Below are 14,951 nucleotides of genomic sequence, written 5' to 3' on the forward strand. Positions count from 1 at the left end.
GGGAGGCGGCGGTCTAGCGCATGAGCCCGCAAAGGGGAACAGGCTTTCGCGAGGAAATCTAGTCTTTGCGGAAGATCAGCCTTCCAAGCCAGCCGGTGAGCATGGCGAGCGATACGGCGAAGACGCCGTAGAGGAACGAATAGTCGTGCGCGACGCGGAAGATCGACTGTTCGAAACCGGATTTGCGGATTTCGAGCTGGGCCGAGCTCTCCTTGATGAACATGCCGCTCTTGAACAGGAAGGCGCGGGCCTTATGGGTGCCGACCGGGACATTGGGCGCCAGCCTGACGGTGGCGCGAAACAGGTTCTGCGACAGGAACTGCACGCCGCCGACATTCTCGCTATAGAGGCCGGTCGCGGTCTTGCGGTCCCTCAACGCGGCGGTGAACTCCTCGATCGTCGCCGGGCTGTCGGTCACGTCAGCTGGCTTCATGTAGAGATTGGAGGCACCGAGCGAGAGCTGCTTGTAGCTGTTCGGATCGGTGACATCCTGCAGCGGGCGCGTGCTTGCCACCGAATAGGAGACCGGCACGTTCTCGAACGTTTCCGACTCCAGATTGATCCAGACGCCGAGCACTCTGTCCTTGCGCCGCACGACCACCGGCCGTGGCGGGCCTTCAAGCACGACGATCACGTCGTAGCGTCCCTGGCGCGCGACGAGCGGATCGGCGTTCTCCAGCGAACCGAAGATGGTGAGGTCGGCGCCGGAAAATCCGGCGGTGATCGACACGGCATCCGTGGACAGCCCGATCTGGATGCTTTCGGCCGGCGGCGTCTGCGCGACCGCAGGCAATGCGGCGACGAGCGACAGGAAAGCAGCGGCTGCGAACGCTTTCAGGCCCGCCATCAGTTCAGGCCCGCGGCGGACAGCGAATAAAGATTGGGCGGCGTGACGAACAGATCGATGGCAAGCCGGATGGCGACCGCCAGCACCAGCATCGCCAGCAGCGCCCGCAACTGCTCGCCGCGCAGCTTCTGGCCGGCCTTGGCGCCATATTGCGCGCCGGCGACGCCGCCGGCCATCAGCAGGAAGGCAAGCATGACATCGACCGTCTGGTTGGTGGTGGCGTGGACCAGCGTGGTGTAGGCCGAGGTGAAGATGATCTGGAACAGCGAGGTGCCGATGACGACGTTGGTCGGCACCTTCAGCAGATAGATCAGTGCCGGCACCATGATGAAGCCGCCGCCGACGCCCATGATCGACGACAGGAAGCCGATGCCGGCGCCGAGCCCTAGCACCGGGATGACACTGACGAACAGTTTCGAGGCCCTGAAGCGCATCTTCAGCGGCAGCCGGTGGATCCAGTTGTGCTGGCCGGATTTCTTCAGCACCGGAGCGGCACCGCTGCGGGTGGCGCGCAGCGCGTTCACGCTTTCGACCAGCATCAGACCGCCGACCGTGCCGAGCAGCACGACATAGAGCAGCGAGATGAACAGGTCGAGCTGCCCCATCCGGCGCAAAAGCGCAAAGACAAAAATGCCGCCGGTCGAACCGACAATGCCGCCGGCGAGCAGCACCCCGCCGAGTTTGAAGTCGAGCGTGCCGCGCTTCATGTGCGACAGCGCGCCCGAAAACGAGGAGGCGATGACCTGGTTGGCGCCGGTGGCGACCGCGATCGCCGGCGGGATGTTGTAGAAGATCAGCAGCGGGGTGATGAGAAAGCCGCCACCCACCCCGAACATGCCCGACAGGAAGCCAACCGCCGCCCCCATGGCCAGCAGTACGAAGACGTTGACGGAAATTTCCGCGATCGGGAGATAGATGCCCACCCGTCAGTCTCGATCAGTTTGCCTGTCGGCGATTGCAGCCGTTGCGGCAGTGTCGCACCGAAAAGCCAATTTTTTCTTGCGCCGACGGCGCGGCCGGGTTGGAAACCCATGCCGCGCCGCCGAAACAAAAAACATCTCAATCAGTTAACAGGCAAATGTGTGGCAAGGGCGTCGCGGAAGCGACGCATATGCCGTTATTTGCGCGCCAGCAGCGCCTTTACCAGATCCGCGTCGATTTCGCCGGTCGCCTTCATCTTGTTATCGGTCTGGAAGGCCATGATCGCTTCTCTGGTCTTCTGGCCCATCACACCGTCGGCGCCGCCGGCCTCGTAGCCGTTCTTGTTGAGGATGAGCTGGATGTTTTTGACCGCCTTCTTCATGTCGATGCTGGCGGTCGTCTGCGGCGTGCCTTCCTGCCAGGATTCGGGGATGTCGGCCGAATTGGCCGCCTGGTCGAGCGGCTTGGCCTTCCACAGCTCGGTGGCGGAGCGCGCCCGCTCCAACTGCTCGGGCCGCAGCGCATTGGCGATCTCGTCGCGCTTGGCCGCCGCATCCTTGTCGCCGGTCTTGGCGACGAGCGCGAACCATTTGTAGGATTCCTCCAGGTTCTGCTTCATGCCGACGCCCTTGGCGGCGAGGATGCCGAGATTGAACTGGCTGTCCTTGACGCCGAGGTCGGCCGCCGCCTGGAACCAGTGCGCCGCCGATTCATTGTCGGTCACGCCGTCCGCGGCCATGGCGAACAGCACGGCCAGATTGTGCATGGCGCTGGCGTTGCCCTGCGCTGCCGCCATCTGGTACCAGGTCTTGGCTTTCTTGATGTCGCGCGCGACGCCGATGCCCTTTTCGTAGAAATTGCCGATACGGTATTCCGCCGGCGCGAAGCCGAGCTCAGCCGATTTCTCGTACCATTTGGCGGCTGCGGCCATGTCTTCCTTGACGCCGCGCGACTCGGCAAAGCGCGACCCGACCTCGAACAGCGCCTTGGCGTCGCCACCGGCGGCCGCATCGCGCAGCGCCTGCGGGCCGGCATCGGCCGGAATGTCGATCTTGGCCGCGGCTGCTGCCGTGGCGGTATTGGCGGGAGGAACGGCACCCGTGGTGTCCTGGGCCGGGGCCGGGGCGACCGGCGTGGCAGCCATTGGCTGGCTGTCCGCATCCGCCGCCGCCGCGGCCGCAGGTGCCGAGGCCGCAGCAGTCGGCTCCGTCGCATCGGAAGGTGCCGCTGATTCCATGGGGGCCGGCGCCGGCTCGGAAACGGCATCCATGGGCATATCGGCGCCTGATGGGGGGAAGGCGGGCTGCGCCAGCATGTCGTCCTTGACTGTCGGCTCGGAAGGCTCCGCTTGTCTGACGGCACGGGTCGGCGCGTCCTGCGCCATGGCCTCTGCCTTCGGCTCGCTTGCGGCATTGACCGATGCGGTTTCCACCGGCTGCGGGGCGACGATCGGCGCAATGTCGTTGCTGGCCACCGGGGCAGGGTCGGAGAAGAAGGCCTTGCCCAGCTGCAGGCCGGCCAGCGCCAGCATGATCGCGGCCGCCGCCATCAGGATCGGCTTACGCCGCGCCTTGAGCAGGTCGCCGATCCTGAGCGCCTTGACCGGTCCACTCATCGTCGACTGGCGCTTCAAAGCGTCGGCTTCAGCGGCGGCGGCCTGTGCGGCGCGCCTGGCAGCGGCGATGAAATCCGACTTTGCCGCGTCGCCCTCGCTGCGCTTGACCGGCTGGCCGCGCTCGTCACGCACGCGCTTCATGATGGCATTGAGGTCGGGTGCGCCGGAGCCTGGCTCAAGCGGCCGGTTGGCAAGCTTCGGGTCGAGCGGCTCGTCGAGATCGACGCTCGGTATGTCGGCATCGGGCGCCGAGCCGGCAAGCGGCGGCATATCCGTGTCCTTCTTGCCCCTGAAGGCGCGGGCCAGTCCGCCGAACATCGATTTCTTGCGGCCGGTCGTGTCTTTCTTGTCGGCGATCGTGTCCGAGCCGAGCGCCGCCATGGCGGCCGCGGCAGCCGCTTCAGCCGGCGAGCGCGGCGCAGGTTCGCCACGCATAGCCGGTTCGTTGCGCAGGATGGCGGCGGCGCGGCCATCGAGGTCGGCCATGTCTCCGGTCAGCGGCAGCGGCTGGTCGATATCCATCGACGGCGCGTCCTGCACCGCGATCTTGGAGCCGCGTGCACTCCGCTTGGCTGTTGGCTGCGGGTCCACGAGTTCGCTGACGGCCTCAATCGGTTCGCTGGTTTCCAGCGAGCCCAGACGATCGACGATCTTGAGCAGCGTGTCGTGGATGGCCTCGAAGGTGCGCGAATTGCGCTCGTCCGAGCGGCGTGTCAGGGATTCGAGCGTCTTCAGGTCCTGGGCGAGACCGCTGACGGCTGCCGTGTTGGCGCTCGTATCGGCCATCGAGCGCACCGCGCTCTCGGCCGCCTCGCGCGCCGCGCTGAGGATGGAATCGCGGGTTCCGGCCAGCGACTTCTCGATCTCGTTGAGGCGCGGGCTGATATCCTCGAATTCCGGCAGCGGCGTGCCGGGCTTGGTCAGATGCGCCGAAAGGCCGGAAACCTGCGCCTCCAGGCTGCGGATGAGTGCCGGGTCGATGCCGGCGACATGCGCGGCCGACGATTCCAGCCGGCTTGAAATGTCTTCGAGCCGGCTCTCCAGCCCACGGATCGCCGCTTCGTTGGCGGGATCGGGAACCCGTGTCTCCAGGCGCTTGGCCAAAGCGGTGAAGCGGGCATCGATGGCGTCCATGATGCCGGCGCTGTCGGCCTGCGGCATGCGCTGGTCCAGCCTGTCGGCAACTTCGTCCAGCCGCCGCTCGAGATCGCGAAACAGCATGTTGCCCTGTTCGATCGCGTCGCCCTGGCGGCGTTCCATGATTCCGGACAGCGCGTCGAAGCGCTGTTCCAGACCCTGGAAGATATAGTCGGCGTCCGGCATGGCCGGCGCGCGGTCTATTCTGTCGGCGATCAGCGCGATCTGCTTGCCGAGTCGCTCCATCGCCTGTTCCGGCAGGTTGGCGCGGCTGGCCAGTTCGTCGACACGGCTCGACAGCATGTTGAGGCGGTCGATGACTTCACCGCTTGGCTGAGCCTGCGTGACCTCTTCGATCTGCTGCGCCAGCGAGGCGATCCGCCTCTCGATGCGCTCGAAAGGCTCGGCATCGAAGGCGTTGGCCTGCGCGGCGACGGTCGAGGCGACGATGGCGCGTGAAATCTCGTCCAGCCGCTCGTCGATCATGCCGAACGTGTCGCTGCTGCGATTGCTCTGCTGGCTGACGAAATGGTCGACGGCGCCGGCAAGTGTGCGGACCTTTTCCTCCAGCGACCGCAGCGACAGCGATTCCGGCAGATTGTTGACCGCACTGCTGATCTGCTCGAGCCGCTCGGTCAGCGCCGAAAGGCCGGCACCGTCGGTGCGCTTGCGCTGATCGGCGTCGACGCGGTCCTCGAAAGCGCTCCAGCGGCGGTCGAAGTCGTCCCAGCGGCGATCGACCGCCTGCACGCTCTCCTCGCGCGCCAACGTGTCGAGTGCCGCCTTGACCTGCTCCACCTCGAGCCGCAGCATGTTGACGCTTCTGTCGTCGCTCTTTTCGGCCAGCGTCTGGATGGCGCCCGAAAGCCGCTCGAATTCGACGCCGAGTTCGGCGCTGCTTTTGCCCGCCTGGCCGCCCGATTGTCCGCTTGCCTGGAAGGCCCGCTCGATGTCCTTGCGCAGCGCGTCGAATTCGCGCTTCAGCCCGGCGGTCATCTGGTGGCGCAGCTCCTCGCGCAGGCCGCGCAATTCGCCGGCGATCTTGCCGACCACGGCGACGCTGTCCTCCTGGCCGCGCACGCGGTCGATGTCGCGCGCGATCGCCTGATAGTTCTGGTCGAAGGCAGGTGCTGACGGCGCCGGGCTCTTCGGGCGCGGCGCGGGCTGTGGGTCCTCGTACCAGCGCTGCTGGTTATAGGGCTGGGCGCTGGCGTAACGCGGTTCGGCTGCAGGCCGGCGCGGTTCGAAACGTTCGGCGGTATCCTCGCGCGTCCGCTCCAGCCGCTGTTCCAGCGTTTCCAGGGAGCGGTTCAACTGCTCGAGCGTGGTGGTCGGCTTGCGCTGCCTGCCGGCATTGAGTGTATCGAGATAGGACCGCTTGCTGTTCATCGATGCGCCCGTGTTCAGAATGGCCGGCTCGTGACCGGATTCCCCAAAGTCCTGCCGGGAACGAAGACGACCGCGCGGTTCTGCTGCGGTGGAAGACGAGCCTCCCGGGTTTTCACCCGCGCTTCGAAAAACCGTGAAAAATTCGCTACAGGATAAACACGGGTGACCGACATGCGCACATTTCACCCAACGTGGTAAACAACGCGTTAACCAAGCTTAAGAAGTTGCAACATCCTTGACGGGCTGCCTGTCGGGTGCGGCATAAAGTTCTGGCCCGAGAACGCCCTTGCGTCATGAGACGGCTATCGGTATAGCATTGACGTAAACGTAAACGGTGCGCAGATCCCGCCTTTTGCGATTTGTTTGTTGAAACCACGACTGGAAGCATGCCCCCGCTTCCACTCAGGCGACGCAAGGTCCCGGACCGCGATGCCACCAGACGGGGAAAGCCAGTGACCATGAAACTTGTTTCGCCCGGCGAAGCCGCGGCCAATACCAATGACATACCGAACGATGCCGGCGAGGATCTTGTCCGCATCGGCGAGATGGCCAAGAAATACGGCGTGACCCTGCGCACCTTGCGCTTCTACGAGGACAAGGGCCTTCTCAATCCGCAGCGCGACGGTTCGACCCGACTCTATACGCGCCGCGACAGGGCAAGGCTGAAGCTGATCCTGCTCGGCCGCAAGGTCGGGTTCTCGCTGCGCGACGTCAAGCAGATGATGGATCTCTACGATCCGACCGGCTCCAACACCAAGCAGCTGCGGCTGGCGCTGGACAAGTCCGAGAAGCAGCTTACCCGCCTGCAGAAGCAGCGGGCGCTCATCGAGGATGCCATCAACGAACTCAGCGGCTCGATGGCCGCTGTGCGGCAGATGCTCGCCGAGCGTTCGGCGCCGCAAGCCAGCGCGGCCAGCTGATCCGCCGGCATTAGGCAAACCGCCTGACCAATGAGAGCCGCGCGGCCCGTGCCGCGCGGCTCTTTGCATGACTCCCTCACGAAGAGAGGCGTCCGCTGCGCTGGCGTCCTTGACGCCGGGCCGCTACCGTCCCGATGCATGATGCCAAGGAAAATTTGTCGCAACGTCAAAAATTGACGTTTACGCAAACGTCAATTTTTGCTATCCGGGCTTCAACATTGGTCCGTCTGCCGCGCACGGCACGATTTTGGGCCAAGACCGCATGGTGGAGGAAACGCATGCCGATCTACAGGGCCCCGGTCCAGGACACGCTGTTCGTTCTCAACGACGTGCTGGGCTACCAGCGCTATTCCAATCTTCCCGGATTCTCCGACGCGACGCCCGATGTAGTCGAGGCGATCCTCGCCGAAGGCGCCAAGCTCGCAGAGAATGTCATGCACCCGTTGAACCGTGTCGGCGACATGGAAGGCTGCGTGCGCCATGACGACGGCTCGGTGACGACGCCGAAGGGCTTCAAGGAAGCCTTCGACCAGTATCGCGAAGGTGGCTGGATGGGGCTGGCCGCACCGGTCGAGTTCGGCGGCCAGGGCCTTCCCTATGCGGTGCACACCGCGGTTGCCGAATACATGGTCTCCGCCAACATGGCGCTGATGATGTACCCCGGCCTGACGCAAGGCGCGATCGCGGCCATCATCACCCACGGCACCGACGCGCAGAAGGCGACATGGCTGCCGAAAATGGTCGAGGGCGCCTGGACCGGCACCATGAACCTGACCGAACCGCATTGCGGCACCGATCTCGGCCTGCTGCGCACCAAGGCCGTGCCCAACGGCAACGGCACCTACAAGATTTCCGGCCAGAAGATCTTCATCTCGGCCGGCGAGCACGACATGGCGGATAACATCGTCCATCTGGTGCTGGCCCGTATCGAAGGCGCGCCGGAGGGGGTGAAGGGCATTTCGCTGTTCATCGTGCCGAAGCTCAAGCTCGATGGCTCGGGCAATCCCGGCGAGAGGAACACGCTCTCCTGCGGTTCGATCGAGGAGAAGATGGGCATCCACGGCAATTCGACCTGCGTCATGAACTATGACGAGGCCGAAGGCACGTTGCTCGGCGAGGCCAATGGCGGCCTGAAGGCGATGTTCACGATGATGAACGAGGCCCGTCTCGGCGTCGGCCTGCAAGGGCTTTCGCTGTCGGAGATCGCCTACCAGAACGCCGTGTCCTACGCCAAGGACCGCCTGCAGGGCCGTTCGCTGTCAGGCGCCAAGGCGCAGGACAAGAAGGCCGACCCGATCATCGTCCATCCCGACATCCGCCGTGCGCTGATGACCATGAAGGCCTTCAACGAGGCCGGCCGCGCGCTGGCGCTGTGGACTGCGATCAAGTCCGACATCGCCCATCGCTCGGGCGACGACAAGGATCGCCAGTCGGCGGACGACTACACCAGCCTGCTGACGCCGGTGGTCAAGGGCGTGCTCACCGACAAGGGCTTCGACCATGCCGTCATGGCGCAGCAGGTGTTCGGCGGCCACGGCTATATCGAAGAGCACGGCATGAGCCAGTTCGTGCGCGATGCCCGCATCGCCATGATCTATGAAGGCGCCAACGGAATCCAGGCGCTCGACCTCGTCGGCCGCAAGCTCGCGCTCAACGGCGGCCGCGCCGTGCAGGCCTTCTTCAAGGAGGTCGGCGAGTTCTGCGAGGAAAACCGCACTGATGAGAAGATGGCGCCCTTCACCAAGGCGCTGAAAAAGGGTCTCAACGACCTGCAGGCGGCGACCATGTGGCTGGTGCAGAACGGCATGGCCAAGCCCGACAATGCCGGTGCCGCCTCGACCGACTACATGCATCTCTTCGGCCTGGTGGCGCTGGGCTATATGTGGGCGCAGATGGCCAAGGCGGCCGGCGTGAAACTGGCCGACGGCGCCAACGGTCCGGCGTCCTTCTACGACAACAAGCTGGTGACGGCGCGCTTCTTCATGGAGCGGATCATGCCGGAGACCTCGGCACATCTCGCACGCATTTCCAGTGGCGCGGACACGCTAATGGCGCTGCCGGCGGAAGCGTTCTAGGTTTGGCGGGCCGGTACGCCGGCCCACAATTGTCGGAACGCGGAGGAAATCGTGGCGACAAATCCAGCCGAAGTTCTTGGCCTGCCGAAGCCCACCTGGGCGGCGGACGAGGTCGGCATGCTCTACGACATGGCGCATCGTTTCATGTCGGAAGAAATCGCGCCGCGCTACGACGAGTTCGAAAAGAACGAGATGGTCGACCGCGAGAGCTGGCTGAAGGCCGGTTCCGCCGGCCTGCTCTGTGCCTCGATGCCGGAGGAATATGGCGGCTCCGGCGGCACCTTCGCGCATGAGAGCGCCATCATCGAGGCGATCGGCCATGTCGGCGTCGACGGCTTCGGCATCGGCCTGCACAATTCGATCGTCGCCCCCTACATCCTCCACTACGGCTCGGAGGAGCAGAAGAAGAAGTGGCTGCCGAAGCTGGCGACCGGCGAGTTGATCGGCGCCATCGCCATGACCGAGCCGGGCGCCGGCTCCGACCTGCAGGGCGTCAAGACGCGCGCCGAAAAGGACGGCAACCAGTACAGGATCAACGGTTCGAAGACCTTCATCACCAACGGCCAGCTCGCCAATCTCGTCATCGTCGTCACCAAGACCGATCCGGCCAAGGGCGCCAAGGGCACGTCGCTGATCGTCGTCGAGACCGACGAGGTCGATGGCTTCGAGCGCGGCCGCAACCTCGACAAGATCGGTCTCAAGGCCAACGATACGTCGGAGCTGTTCTTCAACGACATGCGCGTGCCGACCTCGAACCTTCTCGGCCATGAGGAGGGCCAGGGCTTCATCCAACTGATGCAGCAATTGCCGCAGGAGCGGCTGCAGATCGGCACCGGGGCGATTGCCATGATCGAGCGGGCGCTGGCGTTGACCATCGACTACGTCAAGGAGCGCAAGGCCTTCGGCAAGGCGATCATCGACTTCCAGAACACCCAGTTCAAGCTGGCAGAGCTGAAGACCGAGGCGACCATCGGCCGCGTTTTCTACAATGACTGCGTCGCCCGCCACGTCGATGGCGGCCTCGACCCGGTGACCGCCTCGATGGCCAAATACTGGCTGTCCGACCTGCAGGGCAAAGTCGTCGACGAATGCCTTCAATTGCATGGCGGCTATGGCTACATGAATGAATACCCGATCGCCCGCATGTACCGCGACGCCCGCGTCCAGCGCATCTACGGCGGCACCAACGAGATCATGAAATTGCTGATCGGACGCTCTCTCTGAGCAGCTTTCAGCGAACCCAAGGAGCATGAAAATGGCCGAAGCTTATGTCTACGACGCCGTGCGCACGCCGCGCGGCAAGGGCAAGAAGGATGGCTCGCTGCACGAGGTGCCGGCGGTAAGGCTGGGCGCCAAGGTGCTGGAGGCGTTGCGCGACCGCAACGGGCTCGACACCGGCGCCGTCGACGACATCATCTTCGGCTGCGTCGACCCGGTCGGCGAGGCCGGTTCCGTCATTCCGCGCGCCGCCGCTTTCGAGGCTGGCTACGACACCAAGGCACCCGGCATGCAGCTCTCGCGCTTCTGCGCGTCCGGCCTTGACGCCATCAATTTCGGCGCCGCCAAGATCGCGCAGGGCGCCGACGAGATCGTCATTGCCGGTGGCGTCGAATCGATGTCACGCGTCGGCATGGGCGCCTCTGGCGGCGCCTGGTTCATGGACCCTTCGGTCGGGCTGCCCGGCTGGTTCGTGCCGCAAGGCATCTCGGCCGACCTGATAGCCACCAAATATGGTTTTTCGCGCGACGACGTTGACGCCTATGCGGTCGAGAGCCAGAAGCGCGCCGCCAAGTCCTGGGCCGACGGCCGCTTCAAGAATTCGGTGATCCCGATCAAGGACCAGAACGGCCTCACCATCCTCGATCATGACGAGCACATGCGGCCCTCGACCGACATGCAGTCGCTGGCCTCGCTCAACCCGTCCTTCGTCATGCCCGGCGAAATGGGCGGCTTCGATGCCGTCGCGGTGCAGAAGCACCCCGAGGTGGAAGAGGTCAACCACGTCCACCATGCCGGCAATTCGTCCGGCATCGTCGATGGCGCCGCTGCCGTGCTGCTCGGCTCCAAGAAGGCCGGCAAGTCGATGGGGCTGAAACCGCGCGCGCGCATCCGCGCCTTCGCCAATATCGGCTCCGAGCCGGTGCTGATGCTGACCGGCCCGGTCGACGTCACCGAAAAGCTTTTGCAGCGCGCCAAGATGAAGCTGTCGGACATCGATCTGTTCGAGCTCAACGAGGCCTTCGCCTCGGTGGTGCTGCGCTACATGCAGGCCTTCGACATCCCGCACGACCAGATCAACGTCAATGGTGGCGCGATCGCCATGGGCCATCCGCTTGGTGCCACCGGCGCGATGATCTTCGGCACCGTCTTGGACGAACTGGAGCGCCGTGACCTCAACACCGCGCTGGTGACGCTGTGCATCGGTGCCGGCATGGGTACTGCAACCATCATCGAACGCGTCTGATTTTCGGCCGGAAGGAGAAAGACATGACCTACACAAACTTCACGGTCGACACCGACACCGACGGCATTGCGCTGGTCACCTGGGATATGCCCGACCGCTCGATGAATGTCTTCACCGAAGAGGTGATGAACGAACTCGACAAGATCATCGACCAGGTCGTGGCCGATGCCGGTATCAAGGGCGCGGTGATCACCTCGGGCAAGGACAGCTTCTCTGGCGGCGCCGACCTGACCATGCTGCAGAAGATGCTGACGGTCTTTGCCAAGGAAAAGGTCAAGGATCCGGAGAAGGCGGCGAGGCTATTGTTCGACAATGCCGGCCGCATGACCGGCCTGTTCCGCAAGCTGGAGACGTCGGGCAAGCCTTGGGTTTCGGCGATCAACGGCACCTGCATGGGTGGCGCTTTCGAACTGTCGCTGGCCTGCCACGGCCGCGTTGCCGCCGACTCGGACAAGGTCAAGATGGCCTTGCCGGAAGTCAAGGTCGGCATCTTCCCCGGCGCCGGCGGCACCCAGCGCGTGCCGCGACTGACTGACCAGCAGCAGGCACTGCAGATGCTGACCACGGGCCAGACACTGTCGCCGCAGAAGGCGAAGTCGATGGGCCTGATCCATGAGATCGCCGAACCCAAGAAGCTTGTCGAGACCGCCAAGGCGATGATCAGGAACGGCCTGAAGGCCGTCCAGCCCTGGGACGAGAAGGGTTTCAAGCTGCCCGGCGGCCAGATCTACTCGCCCGCCGGCTTCAACCTGTGGCCGCCGGCCATCGCCATCCTGCGCCGCGAGACGTACGGCAATTATCCGGCCGCGGCTGCGATCCTGAAATGCGTCTATGAAGGCCTGCTGGTGCCTTTCGACACGGGCTTGCGCATCGAGCAGCGTTATTTCACCGAGATCATGCAGAGCAAGGAAGCGGCGGCGATGATCCGCTCGCTGTTCGTGTCGCTGCAGGAGCTGAACAAGGGCGCCCGCCGCCCGGCCGGCGTGCCGGAGACGAAGTTCAAGAAGATCGGCATTCTCGGCGCGGGTTTCATGGGTGCCGGCATCGCCTATGTCACAGCCAAGGCCGGCATCCCGGTGGTGCTGCTCGACCGCGACATGGAGTCTGCCGCCAAGGGCAAGGCGCACTCCGAGAGCCTGGTGTCGGACCAGGTGAAGAAGGGCCGCGCCAAGCCCGAGGAGAAGGACAAGCTCCTGTCGCTGATCACGCCGACGGCCGACTATGCCGACCTTGCCGGCTGCGACCTGGTGGTCGAGGCGGTGTTCGAGGATTCGGCCGTCAAGAAGGCCGCCACCGAACAGGCGGAAGCCGTGCTGAAGCCGGCGGCGATTTTCGCGTCGAACACCTCGACCATTCCGATCACCGCGCTGGCCAAGAATTCGGCCCGGGCGAAGAATTTCATCGGTATCCACTTCTTCTCGCCGGTCGACAAGATGATGCTGGTCGAGATCATCCTCGGCAAGAAGACCGGCGACAAGGCTTTGGCCACCGCGATCGACTTCGTGCGCGCCATCAAGAAGACGCCGATCGTCGTCAACGACACGCGCGGCTTCTACGTCAACCGCTGCGTGCTCCGCTACATGTCGGAAGCCTACAAGATGCTGATCGAGGGCGTCCCGGCGCCGATGATCGAGAATGCCGCCAAGGCGGCCGGCATGCCGGTCGGCCCCTTGGCATTGACCGACGAAACGGCGATCGATCTTGCCCAGAAGATCATGAAGCAGACCATCAAGGACATCGGCGAGAAGGCCGTCGATCCGAAGCAGATGGCGCTGATCAACACTATGGTCGACACGCATGGCCGCTTCGGCCGCAAGAACGGCAAGGGCTTCCACGATTACCCGCAAAAGCCGGCGAAGAAGAAGCTGTGGCCGGGCATCAAGGATCTCTACCCGCAGCTCAAGCCGGAGAAGGTTGACTATGAGGAGCTGAAGCAGCGGCTGCTGGTCACCATCGCGCTGGAAGCGGCACGGGTGATGGAGGAAGGCATCGTCACCGATCCGCGCGAGGCCGATGTCGGCTCGATCCTCGCCTTCGGTTTCGCCCCCTTCACCGGCGGCGCGCTGTCCTACATCGACGGCATCGGCGCCAAGGAGTTCGTCAAGATCGCCAAGGGCCTGCAGAAGAAATACGGCGCCGAGTTCAAGGCGCCCAAGCTGCTGCTCGACATGGCCGAGAAGGGCGAGACCTTCTACCAGCGCTTCGACCCTTACCAGAAGGGCGAGGTCAAGCAGGCAGCCTGACGGCCGACGCAGATGTATGTCTGGGCGCGGATGGCGCGCATGATGGCCACGGCGCGAAGCCGTGGCCCTTACCTTATCGGCGATGAAAGCCGGCTGGCCTTTCGCTGCCTGCCGACCGACATCGATTTCAACAGCCACCTCAACAATGCCCGTTACATGATGCTGGCCGATCTCGGCCGCATCGACATTTTTCTGCGCGCCGGGCTGATCGCGCTGGCGCGCCGGAACGGCTGGGCACCGATGATCGGCGGGCTGCAGGTTGCCTATGTGCGCGAGATCCGGCTGTGGCGGCGCTTCGAGGTCATATCCTCGATCGAGACCTGGGAGGGCACATCGGTGATCGGCAGACACCGCTTCCTCCTCGACAGCGGCGAGACGGCCGCGCTGATCATGACCACCGGCGGTGTCTACGACCGCCGCAATCGCCGCTTTCTCGACATTGACGAGGTTGTGGCTGCGCTTGGCCGTTCTGCTCAACCACGCCCACCCACCGAGGCCGAGCGGATGTTCATGGCCTCCCATCAGGGCTTGCGCGGCCTGGCCAAGGGACCGGCTTGATCAGGCTGGCCGCGCGTGTGGCGAGCGACGCGCGGCGCTGCCGCTTTGTTGACGATCCGCCACCTCGTGGGTGGACAATCGTGTGGTTGCGGACTAGAAAGGAAAGGTATTTTTTCCTGTTCCGGAGGAGAGCGAAGTGCTCTCGCATGACCGTGTCTGGGCCGCCATCGATGCTCTCGCCGAGCGCTATTCGCTGTCGGCTTCGGGCCTGGCAAGGCGCGCAGGGCTCGATTCGACCGCCTTCAACAAGTCCAAGCGACTGTCTTCGGATGGGCGCCCGCGCTGGCCCTCGACCGAATCGCTGGCCAAGATCATCGAGGCGACGGGTGCTTCGCTCGACGAATTCACCGGCCTGGTCGAAGGCCGCGACAAGACCGGCGTTGCGCCGGCGCAGCGGTCATCGGTGCCGCTGCTCGGCTTTGCCCAGGCCGGCGCCGGCGGCTTCTTCGACGATGCCGGCTATCCGGCGGGGCAGGGCTGGGATCTGGTCGAGCTGCCGGCGCGGGCGACCGCGACCTCCTATGCGCTGAAGGTGCAGGGCGATTCCATGCTGCCGCTCTACCGCAACGGCGACGTGCTGATCGTCGAGCCGGGTGCCGCCACCCGCAAGGGCGACCGCGTCGTTGTCAAGACCGCCGCGGGCGAGGTGATGGCCAAGGTTCTGGATCGCCATACCACGAAGTCGATTGTGCTGATCTCGCTCAATCCCGAGCATCCGGATCGCGATATCCCGATGCGCGATGTCGAATGGGTGGCGCGCATCGTCTGGGCAAGCCAGTAGG

General features: G+C 64.5%; 10 protein-coding genes. 7 read left to right on the forward strand and 3 right to left on the reverse strand.

The window, feature by feature from the left end:
* Window positions 1-58: 58 nt before the first annotated feature.
* The 3 genes from A6B35_RS07885 to A6B35_RS07895 all read right to left on the reverse strand — a co-directional run bounded on the left by A6B35_RS07885 (window position 59) and on the right by A6B35_RS07895 (window position 5,909).
* Entirely contained in the window at window positions 59-847 is a 789-nt protein-coding gene (locus tag A6B35_RS07885; protein ID WP_006202982.1) for a TIGR02186 family protein, read from the reverse strand.
* Window positions 847-1,770 carry a sulfite exporter TauE/SafE family protein gene (locus tag A6B35_RS07890; protein ID WP_006202983.1) on the reverse strand — a complete coding sequence of 308 codons (924 nt, stop codon included), beginning with the start codon at window positions 1,768-1,770 and terminating at the stop codon, window positions 847-849. Before A6B35_RS07890 ends, A6B35_RS07885 begins: the two co-directional genes overlap by 1 nt.
* 194 nt (window positions 1,771-1,964) lie before the next feature.
* Window positions 1,965-5,909 carry a peptidoglycan-binding protein gene (locus A6B35_RS07895; protein WP_006202984.1) on the reverse strand — a complete coding sequence of 1,315 codons (3,945 nt, stop codon included), beginning with the start codon at window positions 5,907-5,909 and terminating at the stop codon, window positions 1,965-1,967.
* Between the two features lie 458 nt (window positions 5,910-6,367).
* On the opposite strand from A6B35_RS07895, the gene A6B35_RS07900 reads away from it, so the two are divergent.
* The 7 genes from A6B35_RS07900 to A6B35_RS07930 all read left to right on the forward strand — a co-directional run bounded on the left by A6B35_RS07900 (window position 6,368) and on the right by A6B35_RS07930 (window position 14,950).
* Complete coding sequence (locus A6B35_RS07900; RefSeq protein ID WP_006202985.1) at window positions 6,368-6,829, forward strand: MerR family transcriptional regulator; 462 nt, start codon at window positions 6,368-6,370, stop codon at window positions 6,827-6,829.
* A 278-nt stretch (window positions 6,830-7,107) separates the two neighbouring features.
* Complete coding sequence (locus tag A6B35_RS07905; protein ID WP_006202987.1) at window positions 7,108-8,904, forward strand: acyl-CoA dehydrogenase; 1,797 nt, start codon at window positions 7,108-7,110, stop codon at window positions 8,902-8,904.
* Window positions 8,905-8,955: 51 nt separating this feature from the next.
* The gene (locus A6B35_RS07910) at window positions 8,956-10,128 is read left to right on the forward strand and encodes an acyl-CoA dehydrogenase family protein (RefSeq protein ID WP_083209831.1); all 1,173 of its coding nucleotides are present in this window, start codon (window positions 8,956-8,958) and stop codon (window positions 10,126-10,128) included.
* 31 nt (window positions 10,129-10,159) lie between these two features.
* On the forward strand, window positions 10,160-11,368 hold the full coding sequence (locus A6B35_RS07915) for an acetyl-CoA C-acetyltransferase (RefSeq protein WP_006199967.1): 1,209 nt from the start codon (window positions 10,160-10,162) through the stop codon (window positions 11,366-11,368).
* Window positions 11,369-11,391: 23 nt separating this feature from the next.
* Window positions 11,392-13,611, forward strand: coding sequence for a 3-hydroxyacyl-CoA dehydrogenase NAD-binding domain-containing protein (locus A6B35_RS07920; protein ID WP_006199966.1), 2,220 nt, complete (start codon window positions 11,392-11,394; stop codon window positions 13,609-13,611).
* Between the two features lie 12 nt (window positions 13,612-13,623).
* Window positions 13,624-14,169 carry a thioesterase family protein gene (locus tag A6B35_RS07925; RefSeq protein WP_006199965.1) on the forward strand — a complete coding sequence of 182 codons (546 nt, stop codon included), beginning with the start codon at window positions 13,624-13,626 and terminating at the stop codon, window positions 14,167-14,169.
* Window positions 14,170-14,305: 136 nt separating this feature from the next.
* Window positions 14,306-14,950, forward strand: a complete 645-nt coding sequence (locus tag A6B35_RS07930; protein ID WP_006199964.1) for a S24 family peptidase — start codon at window positions 14,306-14,308, stop codon at window positions 14,948-14,950.
* Window position 14,951: the final 1 nt, after the last annotated feature.

The organism is Mesorhizobium amorphae CCNWGS0123, assembly GCF_001686985.1.
Lineage (GTDB): Bacteria > Pseudomonadota > Alphaproteobacteria > Rhizobiales > Rhizobiaceae > Mesorhizobium > Mesorhizobium amorphae.